This is a genomic window from Pseudaquabacterium inlustre (assembly GCF_038066595.1).
Classification (GTDB): domain Bacteria; phylum Pseudomonadota; class Gammaproteobacteria; order Burkholderiales; family Burkholderiaceae_C; genus Pseudaquabacterium; species Pseudaquabacterium inlustre.
The window spans coordinates 153,232-168,645 of record NZ_JBBUTH010000007.1 but is presented as its reverse complement, the minus strand read 5'-3'; the positions used below and the strand labels follow the sequence as shown (position 1 = coordinate 168,645).

At 69.4% G+C, this 15,414-nt stretch carries 13 protein-coding genes; 11 read left to right on the top strand and 2 right to left on the bottom strand.

Annotation, left to right across the window (positions count from 1 at the left end):
* Positions 1 to 169 precede the first annotated feature (169 nt).
* A complete protein-coding gene (locus AACH10_RS12430) occupies positions 170 to 580 on the top strand; it encodes a DUF4870 family protein (RefSeq protein WP_341410738.1) in 411 nt (136 codons plus the stop codon).
* Positions 581 to 582: 2 nt separating this feature from the next.
* On the opposite strand, the gene gndA is transcribed toward AACH10_RS12430, so the two are convergent.
* Positions 583 to 2,025, bottom strand: a complete 1,443-nt coding sequence (gene gndA / locus AACH10_RS12425; protein WP_341410737.1) for an NADP-dependent phosphogluconate dehydrogenase — start codon at positions 2,023 to 2,025, stop codon at positions 583 to 585.
* 10 nt (positions 2,026 to 2,035) lie between these two features.
* Positions 2,036 to 3,754: a sensor domain-containing diguanylate cyclase gene (locus AACH10_RS12420; protein WP_341410736.1), complete on the bottom strand. Its 1,719-nt coding sequence runs from the start codon at positions 3,752 to 3,754 to the stop codon at positions 2,036 to 2,038.
* A gap of 395 nt (positions 3,755 to 4,149) precedes the next feature.
* On the opposite strand from AACH10_RS12420, the gene AACH10_RS12415 reads away from it, so the two are divergent.
* The 10 genes from AACH10_RS12415 to AACH10_RS12370 all read left to right on the top strand — a co-directional run bounded on the left by AACH10_RS12415 (position 4,150) and on the right by AACH10_RS12370 (position 15,413).
* Positions 4,150 to 5,055 (top strand): SDR family NAD(P)-dependent oxidoreductase, encoded by a 906-nt coding sequence (locus AACH10_RS12415; protein WP_341411167.1) that lies wholly within the window; start codon positions 4,150 to 4,152, stop codon positions 5,053 to 5,055.
* Positions 5,055 to 6,020 (top strand): Bug family tripartite tricarboxylate transporter substrate binding protein, encoded by a 966-nt coding sequence (locus tag AACH10_RS12410; RefSeq protein WP_341410735.1) that lies wholly within the window; start codon positions 5,055 to 5,057, stop codon positions 6,018 to 6,020. The genes AACH10_RS12415 and AACH10_RS12410 overlap by 1 nt, the downstream gene beginning before the upstream one ends.
* Positions 6,021 to 6,602: 582 nt before the next feature.
* Entirely contained in the window at positions 6,603 to 8,153 is a 1,551-nt protein-coding gene (locus tag AACH10_RS12405; protein WP_341410734.1) for a class I adenylate-forming enzyme family protein, read from the top strand.
* 73 nt (positions 8,154 to 8,226) lie between these two features.
* Positions 8,227 to 8,907, top strand: coding sequence for a hypothetical protein (locus AACH10_RS12400; protein ID WP_423228597.1), 681 nt, complete (start codon positions 8,227 to 8,229; stop codon positions 8,905 to 8,907).
* A gap of 227 nt (positions 8,908 to 9,134) precedes the next feature.
* Positions 9,135 to 11,036: a DUF1800 domain-containing protein gene (locus AACH10_RS12395; protein WP_341410733.1), complete on the top strand. Its 1,902-nt coding sequence runs from the start codon at positions 9,135 to 9,137 to the stop codon at positions 11,034 to 11,036.
* Between the two features lie 11 nt (positions 11,037 to 11,047).
* Positions 11,048 to 12,259 (top strand): DUF1501 domain-containing protein, encoded by a 1,212-nt coding sequence (locus AACH10_RS12390; protein WP_341410732.1) that lies wholly within the window; start codon positions 11,048 to 11,050, stop codon positions 12,257 to 12,259.
* 51 nt (positions 12,260 to 12,310) lie between these two features.
* Complete coding sequence (locus tag AACH10_RS12385) at positions 12,311 to 12,613, top strand: type II toxin-antitoxin system HigB family toxin (protein WP_341410731.1); 303 nt, start codon at positions 12,311 to 12,313, stop codon at positions 12,611 to 12,613.
* Between the two features lie 18 nt (positions 12,614 to 12,631).
* Positions 12,632 to 13,003 carry a helix-turn-helix domain-containing protein gene (locus AACH10_RS12380; RefSeq protein WP_341410730.1) on the top strand — a complete coding sequence of 124 codons (372 nt, stop codon included), beginning with the start codon at positions 12,632 to 12,634 and terminating at the stop codon, positions 13,001 to 13,003.
* A 121-nt stretch (positions 13,004 to 13,124) separates the two neighbouring features.
* Positions 13,125 to 14,678 carry a class I adenylate-forming enzyme family protein gene (locus tag AACH10_RS12375; RefSeq protein ID WP_341410729.1) on the top strand — a complete coding sequence of 518 codons (1,554 nt, stop codon included), beginning with the start codon at positions 13,125 to 13,127 and terminating at the stop codon, positions 14,676 to 14,678.
* Between the two features lie 93 nt (positions 14,679 to 14,771).
* Positions 14,772 to 15,413 (top strand): hypothetical protein, encoded by a 642-nt coding sequence (locus tag AACH10_RS12370; protein ID WP_341410728.1) that lies wholly within the window; start codon positions 14,772 to 14,774, stop codon positions 15,411 to 15,413.
* The last annotated feature ends 1 nt before the right edge of the window (position 15,414 follow it).

The following is a 15,414-nucleotide window of genomic DNA, read 5'->3' as shown; positions in this document are numbered from 1 at the left end:
GCAGGCCGGGCGGGGGCGGCTGTCGCGGTGTTGCCAGGCTGCAGGCTGTCGGCCCTGGCGGCAGACCATCGGCCGGCCGGCGGCCTGCGTCGCATCGGGCACCATCGCCTGGCCGGGCGCGGCATGATCGGGACTCCTTCACCTTCTGGCCCGCACCGGGCTTGCCACCATGAACGCCCCCGTCGTGACCGTCGGTTCCGAACGTGACCTGTTGCGCATCGTGCAGATCAGCTACGGCCTGCATGCGCTGGGCCTGGCCCTGGGGGCTTTCGGTGCGGCCAGCGTGGTGGGCTCGTTCCTGTTCGGCTGGCCGTCGATCATCGCGGTGATCCTGAACTACGTGAAACGCGGCGAGGCGCGTGGCACCTGGCTGGAGACGCACTTCGCCTGGCAGATCCGCACCTTCTGGTTCGCCGCGCTGTGGGCACTGATCGTGGCCCTGGTGTCGGGCCCGCTGATGTTCGTGCTGATCGGCTTCGGCACCTGGGCGCTGGGCATGCTGGTGCTGGGCGTGTGGGCCATCTACCGCATCGGCCGCGGCTGGATGCGGCTGAACGACGGCCAGCCGATGCCCATCTGAAGTCAGCCCTGAACCTCGGGCCAGTGCGTGTGGAAGTGCTGGCCGGCGGGCTTGTCCACCCGCTCGTAGGTGTGGGCGCCGAAGAAGTCGCGCTGGGCCTGCAGCAGGTTGGCGCTCAGGCGCGGGCTGCGCCAGCTGTCGTGGTAGGCCAGCGCGGCGCTCATGGCCGGCACCGGCACGCCGGCACGCATGGCGGCGGCCAGCACCTCGCGCCAGGCCGTGTGCACCTGGGCCAGCGTGTCGCGGAACCAGGGCGCCAGCATCAGGTTGGCCACCGGTGCTGGCCCCGATTGCGCCTCGGCGATGCGGTTCAGGAACTGCGCGCGGATGATGCAGCCGCCGCGCCACAGCCGGGCGATGGCGGCCAGATCGAGCCCCCAGCCGCGCTCGCGCCCGGCGGTGGCCATCAGGTCGAAGCCCTGGGCGTAGGCCACGATCTTGGCGGCCATCAGCGCGTCGTGCACCTGGGCGATCCAGGCCTCGCGATCGGTGGCGGCGATGCGGCCATCCGGCCCGGCCAGTTGCGTGCTGGCGGCCAGGCGCGACGCCTTCAGTGACGACAGCACGCGCGCATCCACCGCTGCGCCCATGGCGCTGACGGTCACGGCGCGCTCGGCGGCGTCCACCAGCGTCCACTGGCCGGTGCCCTTCTGGCCTGCCTTGTCGAGGATCAGGTCGACCACATGGGCGCCGGTCTCAGGGTCGCGCTGGGCCAGGATTCTGGCGGTGATCTCGATCAGGTAGCTCTGCAGCGGGCCGTCGTTCCAGCGCGCGAACACGGCCGCCATCGCGTCGTTGTCCAGCCCGGCGGTGGCCAGCAGCGCATAGGCCTCGCAGATCAGCTGCATGTCGGCGTACTCGATGCCGTTGTGCACCATCTTCACGTAGTGGCCGGCGCCGCCGGGGCCGATGTGGGCCACACACGGCTCGCCATGCGCGCGGGCGGCGATGGCCTCGAACAGCGGGCGGATGGCGGCCCAGGCCTCGGGCGAGCCGCCAGGCATCAGCGCCGGGCCCTTGCGCGCGCCTTCCTCGCCGCCCGAGATGCCGCTGCCCACGAAGTGCAGGCCACGCGCAGCCAGCGCGGCGCTGCGGCGCTCGGTATCGGTGAAGCGGCTGTTGCCGCCGTCGATGACGATGTCGCCCGGCTGCAGCAGCGGCAGCAGGCCGTCGAGCACGGCGTCCACCGGCGCGCCGGCGTTCACCATCAGCAGGATCTTGCGCGGCGCGGCCAACTGGTCCACCAGGGCTTGCAGTGTCCGGGCCGCGGCCACGGTGCCCTTGGAGCCGGCGCCGCGGGCGGTGGCTGCCTCGGCGGCTTGAGAGGCTGCCGTGGGATTTTGATCGTAGGCGGCCACGACGAAGCCGTGTTCCGCCAAGTTCAAGGCCAGGTTGTGGCCCATCACGCCCAGACCGATCAGGCCGATGTCTGCGTGGTTGTTCATGGGGTGCGTGTCAGGTGGTCGCCGTATCGCCGGCGGGGGCCGCATTGTCCTCTTGCGCGGGGTCGTCGATGGCGGGTGACGCATTCGGGCATGCCACTTCGTGCCAGCGCCCCTTGCCGGCACGCTTGGCCACGTACATGGCGTCATCGCCGTGCCGGATCAGCCAGTCGGGCACCTGCGCCAGCTGGGTGGGGGCTGTCGCTGGACTGCACCGGGCGATGCCCAGGCTGGCACCGATGCGGGCCGTTCGGCCTGCCGGCAAGGCGACAGGAAGACACAACACCCGCAACAGGGCTTCGGCCACGCGCCGCACTTCCTGCCCGCCGGCTGGCAGGTCGCCCATGACGATCAGGAACTCGTCGCCACCCAGCCGCACCACCAGATCGTCGTCGCGGACCACCCCGCGCATGCGTTCGGCGCTGGTGCTGAGCACTTTGTCCCCCGCCTCGTGGCCCTGGCTGTCATTGACCCCCTTGAACCCGTCCAGATCGATGTAGATCACGGCCAGTTCGCGCTGACTCGCGCTGGCCGCCTGCAGCAGGCCTGGCAGGCGATCGAACAACGCCCGGCGGTTCAACAGGCCGGTCAGCAGGTCGTGATTCAGCTCGTGTTCGCGCTGTGCCTGCAAGGCCTTCTCCAGCCGGATGTCGGTGAGCAATCCGACGAAGAAGGTCACCCCGTCCACTTCGGCGCGACCGACCGCCAGGCGCAGGGCCATTGGATGGCCATCTCGGTGCACGCCCACGACCTCGCGCCCCGTGCCCACGATGCGGCTCTCGCCAGTGCGCAAGTGACGCTCGATGTGGCTGTCGTGCACTTGCGCATCGTCCTGTCGCATCAGACGGTGCAGGCTCTGCCCCGACAACTCGGCCTCGCTCCAGCCGAACAGGCGTTCGGTGGCCGTGTTCACGCGGCGGATGTGGCCTGTGGCGTCGATGACCAGCACGGCGTCGACTGCGGTGCGCAGGAACGTGTCGGAGGCAGCCTGCAACTGGCGAAGTTGCAGTGACTGTTCACGCAGAACCATCAGCACCATGCCCAGCACGGCCAGCAGGGCGGACAGGACCACGGTCGAACCGATGCCCAGCGACAGCAACCAGGTGCCCTCGTCGCCAGGCGGCGACATGTGCAGCGCGTCGACGACGCCCACGATGGCCGTGGCCCACATTGCGACGAAATGCAGCGCAGCGGCGCTGCCTCCCAGCGCCAGACCGCCCAGTGCGCAGGCCAGGCGGCCCTGGCAGCGGTCGCGCGTCTTCATCCAGCGCCAGACGCGCAGCGACAGCCAGGGCAGGGTGGCACCGATCAGCAGCAGCACCGGCAGACGCTCGGGGTGGATGCGCAGCGCGGCATCCACGTGCCACGCGGCCATGCCGGCCACGTGCAAGAACAACACCGACAGCGTCCAGACCATGCCGCCCAGGGCATCGCCAATGGCGTCGCGGCGATGCTGCATCCAGCGTAGCAAGCCCACCCCACCAGCCACGCCGGGCAGCATCGATGCGATCGTCGAACCCAGCGAGAACCGGCTGTCCACCCAGACGTGCCACGCCAACGTGCCGATGAAGTGCATCGCCCAGGTGCCGACCCCCAGACACAGGCCGCCCGACAGATGGCCGATCCAGCGGTCGCGCGGGCGGCTGAGCCGGGTGCTCAGCATGGAGACCCGCAGCGCCAGTCCGGCACAGGTTGCGCTGATCAGGATGGACAGCAGTACCAGCCCAGGCACGATGTTGACCGCCAGGATGGGGCACGGGGGCTGACGCAGATCGCATCGGCAAGAACGTCGAAGAGCATGAAGCGAGCAGTGTCTGGTTGTGCCAGCTGAACTGCTCTGGCCTCGCGGGAATTTTCGATGGACAGTGCGCATGAAAGACCCTACGCGCAGTGCGAAATTACCGGTCTGTTCAGACGTGTCGAGGTGGCTCGCGCCCGCAATGGCAGGAATGTTCGCCTGCTCCAGCGCGGGCGAACTGTCCTGCCAATCGCTTCCAACCCTGCGAACCGACCCCTTGGCAATGGCGAATGGCGTCGCGGGCGCCGGGACGGCACGCTACGGGCCTTTCGATGTCCGACAGCGCGCCCACGGCGCAACAACAGCAGGAGCAGCAGGTCATGGCAGGCATGATGGACGGCAAGGTGGTGGTGGTCACGGGCGCGGGCGGCGGCATCGGCCGCGACATCGCGCTGGCGATGGCCGCTGAGGGCGCCAAGGTGGTGGTCAACGACCTGGGCACCAGCACCACCGGCGAGGGTGCCAGCGCCGGCCCGGCGCAGCAGGTGGTCAACGAGATCCAGGCCGCCGGCGGCACGGCCGTGGCCAACACCGAGAGCGTGGCCGAGGCGGTGGCTGCCAACCGCATCATCCAGTGCGCGCTCGACACCTACGGCCGCATCGACGGCGTGGTGAACAACGCCGGCATCCTGCGCGACCGCATCTTCCACAAGATGTCCGACCCCGAGTGGGACGCCGTGGTCAAGGTGCACCTGTACGGCAGCTGGTACGTCAGCCGTGCGGCCGCCAACCACTTCAAGGAGCAGGGCAGCGGCGCCTTCGTGCACATGACCAGCACCTCGGGCCTGATCGGCAACTTCGGTCAGGCCAACTACAGCGCCGCCAAGCTGGGCCTCACCGCCTTCAGCAAGAGCATTGCGCTGGACATGGCCAAGTTCAACGTGCGCTCGAACTGCATCGCGCCGTTCGCCTGGAGCCGCATGATCGGCTCGATCCCGACCAACACGCCCGAAGAGCAGGCCCGCGTGGCGCGCATGCAGCAGATGACGCCGGCCAAGATCGCGCCGCTGGCCGTCTATCTGCTGAGCGACGCGGCCAAGGAGGTCAACGCCCAGGTCTTCGCGGTGCGCAACAACGAGATCTTCCTGATGAGCCAGCCGCGCCCGATCCGCAGCGTGCACCGCGGCGAGGGCTGGACGCCGCAGCACATCGCCGACCATGCGATGCCGGCGCTCAAGGGCAGCTTCATCGCGATGGACCGTTCGGCCGACGTGTTCGGCTGGGACCCGATCTGATGGCAAGCGCCATCACGCGCCGCGCGCTGGCCGCCGCGGCCCTGTGCGCGGCCGCGCTGCCCAGCGCCTGGGCGCAGGCCACGGGCCCGGTGCGCCTGCTGGTGGGCTATGCCCCTGGCGGCCCGGTGGATGCCGCGGCGCGCCTGTTCGCCCCCGCGCTGGCCAAGGAGCTGGGCCAGCCGGTGCAGGTGGAGAACAAGCCTGGTGCCAACGCCACGCTGGCGGGCGACCTGGTGGCCCGCGCGGCGCCGGACGGCCTGACGCTGTGGTTCGCCGCCAGCCCGCCGATCACCATCGGCCCCAACGTGATGAAGAAGATGCCGTTCGACGCGGCCAAGGACATCACGCCGGTGGCGCCGCTGGTGAACTACAGCAACGTGCTGGTGGTCAACAAGGACGTGCCGGCGCAGAACCTGAAGGAGCTGATCGCGCTGGCCAAGGCCCAGCCGGGCAAGCTGAGCTTCGGCTCGGCCGGCATCGGCAGCAGCAACCACCTCAGCGGCGAACTGCTGGCCGACCGCACCGGCACGCAGCTGCTGCACGTGCCTTACAAGGGCAGCGGCCCGGCCATGTCGGACGTCATCGGCGGCCAGCTGACGATGATGTTCGACATCCTGAGCACCGCGCGCATGCACATCGGCAGCGGCCGCGTGCGGCCGATCGCGATCAGCGCGCACAAGCGCAGCCCGTCGATGCCCGATGTGCCGACGATGACCGAGGCCGGCCTGCCCGGTTTCGACGTGGGCGGCTGGTATGCGCTGTACGGGCCGAACAAGCTGCCTGCCGCTGTGTCAGCGCGATTGCTTGAGGCGGCGCGGCGGGCGTTGGCGCAGCCGGAGCTGGCCAAGGCGTATGGCGAGCAGGGCTATGACGCCTGGGCTGGCACGCCGGAGCAGGTGGCGCAGCGGGCGGCGGCGGAGCGGGCGCAGTGGGCGACGGTGACGAAGGGCATCTCGATCGATTGATCTTTTGTTCTGGGTTGCTTGTTGGCGTTTCGCATTTTTCGTTGCAGCGCGCCGGGTGTTCGCCCCGGCGGGCGACCTCCTTTCTTTTCGCGAAAAGAAAGGAGGCAAAGAAAGCGCTCTCCAAACTTTCCGACACCACCTCGCGCTTGAAGCGCATCGAGGCGGGCGCCTCGCCCGCCCGGCGGGCTCGAACATAGCCGGCCGGATACGCCACGGACCACTCACCGGCCGTGCACCCCCGGTCAAGACTTGCGTGAAGAACGCGGCAGGGCACGAACGCTGCCAGAGCCCCTCTACGCGACGGCCTTGCCATCGGCGGCCCTGCATCCGTCACCCAGCCCTATGCCGGCAGCCTGTTCGAGCCCGCCGGGCGGGCGAGGCGCCCGCCTCGGTGGTGGGTGAACAGCAGGGCCTCAACGGAAAGTTCCAGAAGCGTTTCTTTGGGTCCTTTCTTGTCGCGACAAGAAAGGACCTCGCCGGCCGGGCGAGACCGGCGGGCTGCCAAGAGCAATGGGCAACCCCAGCCGTAAGCCGCAACAGCACCGCAAAGCAGCCAAGCAACCCACAACGCTCTTTGAAGAGATGAACCCTCCCCGCATCCACACGTTCTTCGACACCTGGCTCGCCAAGGACCCCCACCGCGTCTTCCTGCACCTGCCCCAGGGCCAAACCAGAGGCTTCCAAGCCATCGCCCAGCAGGTCGACGCCCTCGAGCAAGAGCTCCGCCAGCAAGGCGTGCAAGCGGGCGACCGCGTGCTCATCGTCGCCGAGAACTGCCCCGAGCATGTGGCGCTGATCCTGGCCTGCAGCCGCGTGGGCGCCTGGAGCTGCGGCGTCAACGCCCGCATGGCGCCGGGCGAGATCGCGGCGTTCGAGGCCAAGGCCGATGCCCGCATCACCTACTACACGGCCGATGTGTCCGCCGACGCCGCCGCGCACGCGGCAAGAAGCCTGGCGCAGGCCTCGGTCATCCCCGGCCTGATGCACAGCCCCGCCCGGCCGCAGGCCACGGCCGAGACCGGCCCGCTGCGCGACACAGTGGCGGCCATCATCTTCACCTCGGGCACCACCGGCGCACCCAAGGGCGTGCTGATGACCCACGACGGCGTGATGCACTTCGCCCGCGTGTCGGCGCACTCGCGTGCGCTGGGCCCGGATGACCGCGCCTATGCCTGCCTGCCGATGACCCACATCTTCGGCCTGGCCACGGTGCTGCTGGCCAGCCTGCATGCCGGCGCCAGCCTGGTGATGCGACCGCGCTTCGACCCCGCCGATGCGCTGGATGCGCTGGCCCACCACGGCGTCAGCCAGTTCCAGGGGCCGCCGGCGCTGTTCTCGCGCCTGCTGGCGCATCTGGAGCAGCACGGCATCGCCCATCCGCCCGCCCCTGCGCTGCGCTACCTCTACACCGGCGCCGGGCCGCTGGACATGGCGCTGAAAGCCCGCGTCGAGGCCGCCTTCGGCCAGGCGCTGCACCACGGCTACGGCCTGTCGGAGTACGCCGGCTCCATCCACCTGACCCGGCGCGATGAATGGCGGCAAGACACCTCGTCGGGCTACGTGGTCGACGGCGCCGAGCTGCAGGTGGTCGACCCGGTGAACGGTGCCCCGCGCGCCACCGGCGAGCGCGGCGAGATCTGGCTGCGCGGGCGCGGGCTGATGCCGGGCTACTTCCGCGATGCGGCGGCCACCGATGCGGTGATGCGACCGGGCGGCTGGTACGCCAGCGGCGACCTGGGCGAGCTGCAGGCCGATGGCGCGCTGTTCGTCGTGGGCCGGTTGAAGGAGATGATCATCCGCTCGGGCTTCAACGTCTACCCGGCCGAGGTGGAGGCGGTGCTCAACGCCTTCGGGCCGGTGCAGCGCAGCGCCGTGCTGGGCCGGCCCGAGGCCGATGGCAACGAGGCCGTGCTGGCCTTTCTGGAACTGCGGCCGGGTGCGGTGCTGGACGACGCGGCGCGCCAGGCGCTCGACGCCCACCTGCGCGAGCAGCTGGCGCCCTACAAGCGGCCCACGCAGATCAGCGTGGTGCCGGCGCTGCCGATGACGGCCAGCGGCAAGCTGCTCAAGCGCCAGCTGCTGGCCGACGGGGTGACAGCGCCGCATTTGCCGGCCACTGCGGGAACTCCCTGAGGATGAAGCCGGCCGTCCGGTGCGTAATCGGGTGTCTCGCCTTCTTCACTTCACCAACCCGGGAGTGCCATTGATGCGCCGTTCTCGTTCCTTGTCCCTGGCGGCCGTGCTGGCGGTCGCCGGCGCGCTGGCCGCCTGCGCCACCGCACCGGCCACCGGCCCCATGGGCTTCTTCATCACCAGCGCCGGCCCGGGCCAGGGCGGCAACCTGGGGGGGCTGGCCGGCGCCGACGCGCATTGCCAGAAGCTGGCCGCCGCGGCCGGTGCGGGCGGGCGCACCTGGCGCGCCTACCTCAGCGTGCCGCCCACTTTCGCCACCGCCAACAGCCCGGCGGTGCCGGCCATCAATGCGCGCGACCGCATCGGCACCGGCCCCTGGTACAACGCCAAGGGCGAGCTGATCGCGCGTGACCTGGCCCAGCTGCATGGCGGCAATGCGTTGACCAAGGCCACCGCGCTGGACGAGCGTGGCCGCGTCGTCAACGGTCGCGGCGACAACCCGAACGAGCACGACATCCTGACCGGCTCGCGCGATGACGGCACGGCCTTTGCGCCGCAGGCCGACACCACCTGCCGCGCCTGGACCAGCAGCACCGACGGCTCGGCCATCGTGGGCCACCACGACCGCATCGGCCCGCTGCCCGAGAACTGGGCCAAGAGCTGGAACTTCTCGCACCCCAGCGTGGGCTGCAGCAACGAGGCCCTGGTGCGCACCGGCGGCAGCGGCCGCTTCTACTGCTTCGCGGCGAACTGAAGGGGCACCCGGCCCCGCGGGTACGCGAGTCCACCCGCCGGGCGGGTTGGCGGGCCGGCTTGGGGCGGCCCGGCGCTCGGCCCGCTGGCTGGGCACCCGGCCCCGCGAGCACGCGGCGGCGCCCGCCGGGCAGTTTGCCTTGCCGCGCCGGGCACAGCCCACAGCGCCGGTGACGCTGGGCACAATCCGCCCCGCCTCCCGCATCCGGGGGCGCAGGGAGTGTGCGCATGGAGCGAATCGTCCACCGGAACCTGGGGCCGCAGCGCCTGCTGCGGTACCTGGCCACCGGCCTGCTGGCCGCGGGCCTGGTGATGCTGTCCAACGGTGCCGCGCGGGCCGCTGAGGGGGCGGTGGCGCCGGCCGCCTGGATCGACGACCTGCGCCCCATCACGGCGGCCGACTGGAACCGCGAGCGCGCCGCCCACCTGCTGGAACGCGCGGGCTTTGGCGGCACGCCGCAGCAGATCGACGCGCTGGCTGCGCTGGGCCCGCGTGAGGCGGTGGCTCGGCTGGTGCGGCCACAGGCGGTGAACGACCCCCGCGTGCGGCCCTTCCAGCCCTCGCCGATCCCCGATGCCGGCATCGACCCCTTCCCCGAGAGCCGGCCGGCCACCACCGAGGCGGCCAAGAAGAACGGCGAGGCGCTGGGCATCCAGGCCAAGCCGGGCGGCAACCGGCCGCTGCAGCCGGTGGTCAACCAGTTCTTCTTCTGGCTGCGCGCCAGCTACTTGGAATGCAACCGCATCAACCAGTGGTGGGCCGAGCGCATGCTGCTGACCGAACGGCCGCTGGTGGAGAAGATGGCGCTGTTCTGGCACGGCCACTTCGCCACGCACGAGGACAAGGTGCGTGACCACCGCAAGATGCTGCAGCAGCTGCAGCTGTTCCAGGCCCAGGGCCTGGGCAACTTCCGAGAGCTGATGGTGGCCGTGGCGCAGAACCCGGCGATGCTGGCCTTTCTGGACGCCGGCGTGAATGTGAAGGGCGCGCCCAACGAGAACTTCGCGCGCGAGATCCTCGAGATGTTCACGCTGGGCGTCGGGAACTACAGCGAGCGCGACATCCGCGAATCGGCCCGCGCCTTCACCGGCTGGAACTTCCAGGGCACACGCTTCGTGGTCAACGCCGCCCAGCATGACGACGGCCTGAAGACCGTGTTCGGCCAGGAAGGTCGTTACGACGGCGTGCAGGTCATCGACCGCATCCTGCAGCAGCCTGCCGCGGCTGAGTACATTGCCAGTCGCCTCTACCGCTTCTTCGTGCGCGAGGAGCTGTCGCCGGCCACCGCGCGCCAATTGAGCGAGGTGCTACGCCGCAACCGTTGGGAGCTGGCGCCGCTGATGGAGGCCATCTTCCTGTCGCGCGACTTCTACAGCCCGGCCAGCGTGGGCACGCACATCAAGAGCCCGGTGGAACTGGTGGTGGGCACCTACCGCAAGCTGGGCCTGGCCGCCGTGCCCGGCCTGCCCGACTTCAACGAGGTGACGCAAGCCCAGGGCCAGCACCTGCTGCACCCGCCCACGGTGGCTGGCTGGGCACAAGGCCGCGCGTGGATCACGCCGGGCCTGCTGATCGAGCGCGGCAACTTCATCCATCGGCTGATGTTTCCCGACTTCCTGGCCGAGGCCAACGACCGTGTGCCGATGAACGCCACCGGCTACGAGGTGCGCGCGGTGCATGAGCGCATCGGCCGCGGCTTGGACATCAGCGCCGCCACGGTGCCGGCCACGCAGGGGTATGCGCCCGGTGCGCCGATGCCGGAGAACAGCATGGCCATGTCCAACCGCCTGGCCGACCGCGACGAGGACTTCAACACCCGTTACGGCAGCTACCGCGGCTGGCAGCGTGCGGTGGAGGTCATCACGCCGATCCCGCGCAGCTTTGCGGCGCTGAACCTGGCCGTCCTGGTGACGGCCGACGGCGCCACCACCACGGCCCAGGCCGTGGACGTGCTGGCGCGGCGCTTCTTCAGCGTGCCGCCCACGGCCGCCGACCGCGCCGCGTGGTCGGCCTTCCTGACCCGGGAACTGGGCATCGATCAGTTGCCACGCGCCCGCACCTACATGGAAGACGGCCTGCGTGCGCTGCTGCACCTGATGCTGAGCCACCCCGACTACCAGCTGGGCTGAGGAGCGACGCCATGAGACACGATCACCCGAATCCGCTGCGCCGCGCCTTGCTGGGCGGTGCCCTGGCCGCACCCTTTGCCGGCTGGAACACTGCGCAAGCGGCTGATACCGCCGGTGCCAGTCAGAAGGGCCAGAAGATCCTGGTGGTGCTGGAGATGTCCGGCGGCAACGACGGCCTGAACACCGTGGTGCCCTATGCCGACGACACCTACTACCGCCTGCGGCCCAAGCTGGGCATCAAGCCGCAACGCCTGCGCAAGCTGGACGAGCACCATGGCCTGAACCCCGGCCTAGCCGGCTTCGAGCGCCTGTACAAGGACGGGCAACTGGCCATCGTGCATGGCTGCGGCTACGAGCAGCCCAGCTTCTCGCACTTCGCGTCGATGGCCTACTGGCACACGGCCGCGCCCAACAGCGGCGAGGCCACCGGCTGGGTCGGCCGCCTGGCCGACACGCTGCTGCCGGCCGGGTCGCCCAACGCCATCGTCAACATCGACGCCACGCAGTCGCTGGCCGTGCGCAGCCTGCGCCATGTGCCGGTGGTGTTCGACGACCCCGAACGCTTCGCCCGCCACATGCCCTTCGAAAGCAAGGGCCTGATCGACGCCGCCGGGCCGATGGCCGGTGACACCAACCCCTCGCGTGCGCTCTTGCGCGACGTGGCCCGCAGCGCGCTCGATGCGTCGGAACTGGTGCGCAACGCCTGCGCCAGCTACCGCACGCCAGTGGACTACGGCATCCTGCCGGTGGATCTGCCCAAGGTGGCCGCGCTGATCGCCGCCGGCCTGCCCACGCGGCTGTACTACGTGGCCTACCGCAACAACGCCTTCGACACGCATGTGCACCAGGCCGACCTGCACCAGCGCCTGCTGACCTATGTGTCCGATGGCGTCAGCGCCTTCCTGCGCGACATGGCCCGCATCGGCCGCGCCGACGACGTGGTGCTGATGGCCTTCTCGGAATTCGGTCGCCGCGCCACCGAAAACGCCAACGGCGGCACCGACCACGGCACCGCCGGCCCGATGTTCATCGCCGGCAAGCCGGTGAAAGGCGGCTTCTACGGCCAGCCGGTCAGCTTGGCCGGCCGCGCACCGGATGACAACCTGATCCACACCACCGACTTCCGCCGCGTCTACGCCACGGTGGAGCAGGGCTGGCTGGGCGCGCCTGCCGACCCGGCGCTGCTGAAGGGGCGGTTCGAGCCGTTCCCGGTGTTTGGCTGATCCGGTACGATCCTCCTTGTGACAGTCCCAATTTGGGACTAAACTGCACGCATGCGTGTGATCGCCGTCTCGACACTGCGCGATTTCTGGGCCATGCACCCCGACGCCGAGCAGCCTCTGAAGGCTTGGTTTGACGAGGTGAGCTATGCGTCGTGGTCGCAACCCGCCGACATCAAGGCCCGGTACCGAAGCGCCAGCGTGTTGAAGAACCGGCGGGTGGTCTTCAACATCAAGGGCAACGACTATCGTCTGATCGTGGCCATCGCGTACCACTTGCAGATCGTCTACGTGAAGTTCATCGGCACCCACACAGAGTACGACGATGTGGACGCTGAAACCGTCGACATGAGCTGAAGTTCATCGGAGCAAGGCATGGACATTCGACCGATCCACACCGAGGCTGACTACAAGGCTGCGCTGAAGGACATCGCCAGCCTGATGGAATCCGATCCCGATCTGGGGACGCCGGAGGGTGACCGCTTGGACATCCTGGCCACCTTGGTGCAGGCCTATGAGGCCAAGCACTTGCCGATCGCGCCGCCCGATCCCGTCGAAGCCATCAAGTTCCGCATGGAGCAGAGCGGCATGTCGGTGAAGGATCTGGAGCCGATCATCGGCAAGAGCAACCGGGTCTACGAGATCCTGAACCGCAAGCGGCCGTTGACGCTCGCCATGATCCGCAGGCTTCACATCAGCCTCGGCATTCCGGCAGATGTGCTGATTGCCGAAACAGTAGCGGGCTGATCCCGGTGGTGCCGTTCGGTTCTTTCCCCATCGCCGCCTGGCGGTAGCTGTCACCCAAGGCAACCGCGCCGCGCGCGCCGCTGGCTAGAGTGATCCGCTCCAGCCCCCACCGGAGCGCCACATGTCCCTGGCCCTGTCGCTTCCTGCGCGCGCCGCGCAGCTCAGCCTGTACGGCCTGTTCCAGCAGCAGGTGGCGCGCCACCCGCAGCGTGTGGCGCTGAGCTTCGGCGATCAGCACTTCAGTTACCGTCAGCTGGCCGTCCGCGTGCAGGCGCTGGCGCGGCAGCTGCTGGCGATGGGCCTGCGGCGGGGTGATCGCATCGCGCTGCTCAGCGAGAACCGGTCCGAGTACGTGGAGTTCGAGCTGGCGGCCGCGCGGCTGGGCCTGATCCTGGCGTGCCAGAACTGGCGCCAGAGCGACGAAGAGCTCACGCACTGCATTCGCCTGGTCACGCCGGCGCTGCTGGTGCATTCGGGCCGGCAGGCCGCAGCCATCGCCCGGCTGGACCACGGCGTCGGCCGCGTGCTCGACCTGGACGCCGGTGGCTACGAAGCCTGGCTGGCCGCGGCCGAGGCGCGTGCCGGGCTCGACGACGCAGCACTCGATCCAGACCTCGATCCCGAATGTGGCCTGGTGATCCTGTACACCAGCGGCACCACCGGCCTGCCCAAGGGCGCACTGATCAGCCAGCGGGCGATGCTGGCCCGTGCGATGGTGGGCGCGGTGGACCTGGGCGGCCAGCCAGGCGATGCCTTCATCGCCTGGGCGCCGCTGTTCCACATGGTGTCCACCGATTCGGTCTACGCCACGCTGGTCACCGGCGGCCATGTCATCGTGATGGACGGGCTGGATGTGCCCGAACTGGTGGCCATCACCGCCCGCACCCGCATCGGCCACCTCACCTTGATGCCCGGCATGGTGGACCGCGTGATCGACGAGATCGAGCGCACCGGCCTCACGCCCAAGGGAGCGCGCTCGATCGGCTGCATGGCCGACCTGGTGCCGCTGGCGCAGATCCAGCGCGTCACCACGCTGTATGGCGCACCGTTCCTCAACTCCTTTGGCTCCACCGAGACCGGCGCGCCACCGGCCAGCCGCCACACCATCGCGGTGGGCAGCCTGCCCGAGCGCCTGTCCAAGCAGCAGAACACCTATGTGCAGATCAAGCTGGTGGACGAAGACGACGCCGAGGTGCCCGACGGCCAACCCGGCGAGATGTGCGTGCGCGGCCCCACGCTGTTCTCGGGCTATTGGGCGAATGACGCGGCCACGGCGCGCGACTTCCGCGGCGGCTGGTTCCACATGGGCGATGTGTTCGTGCGCAACCCCGATGGAACGCTGGACTTCGTGGACCGGCGCAAGTACCTGATCAAGTCGGGCGGCGAGAACATCTACCCGGCCGAGATCGAGCGCGTGCTGATGGGCCACCCGCAGGTGGCCGAAGCCGTGGTGGTGCGCCAACCCGACCCCAAGTGGGGCGAGGTGCCGGTGGCCTTCGTTGCGCGGCTCGATGAATCACTCACCGCCGACGACCTCAAGGCCCTGTGCCGCGGCCGCATCGCCGGCTACAAGCAGCCCAAGGATGTGATCTTCATCGCCTTCGAGGCTTTTCCGCGCAGCACCACCGGCAAGGTCAAGCGACATGAGCTGGAGTTGATGCTGCCCAAACCCTGACGCTGCCTGGCGACCCAGCGCCTGCGCCTGATCAAGCCACGGCCGCCGCAGCGGCCAAGAATGGCTTGAGACATCAGGAACAGGAGAGCCAGCATGCAACGACGAATCTTCATCGCACTGGGTCTGGCAGGGCTTGCCGCGTTGTCGGGCTGCGAGACCACCGGCAGCATCGACCGGCATGCGGCACCCGAGACGCTGAAGGGCGCCGGCTGGGTGCTGTTCAGCGTGACGCACGAGCGCGACATGACAGCGATCGCGCGGCGGGCCGGCAACGTGACCCTGTTCGTCGACATGCGCGACCTGGATCGCCAGCAGGACTTGCAGCGCGCCTTCTCCACCCAGCTGGCAACGCTGTCGCCGGTCATCGAATCGTCGTTCGATGACCTGTGGGGCCGGGTGTTCGTGCGCGAGTTGCCGCCTGGGCGCTACGCCTTCACGCAATGGACGGTGTTCCAGAACTACGTCTACTTCACGCGCAGCTATTCGCCTCAGCCCGCGCCGCCGCCCTTGACCTTCGAGGTGCAAGCCGGGAGCGTGACCTACCTGGGTAACCTGCACGGGCACCTGAACTGGACCAGGAACGCGCTCGGCGTCGACATGCTGAGCAGCGCCGAGGTGACCGTGCGCCACGAGGCCGACCGCGATCTGGCTGCCATCTTCAAGAGCTATCCGCAGTTGCGCGGCAAGGTCGATGTGAAGCCCCTGCCGGCCATGCGCTGGGCATCGCCCGACTGAC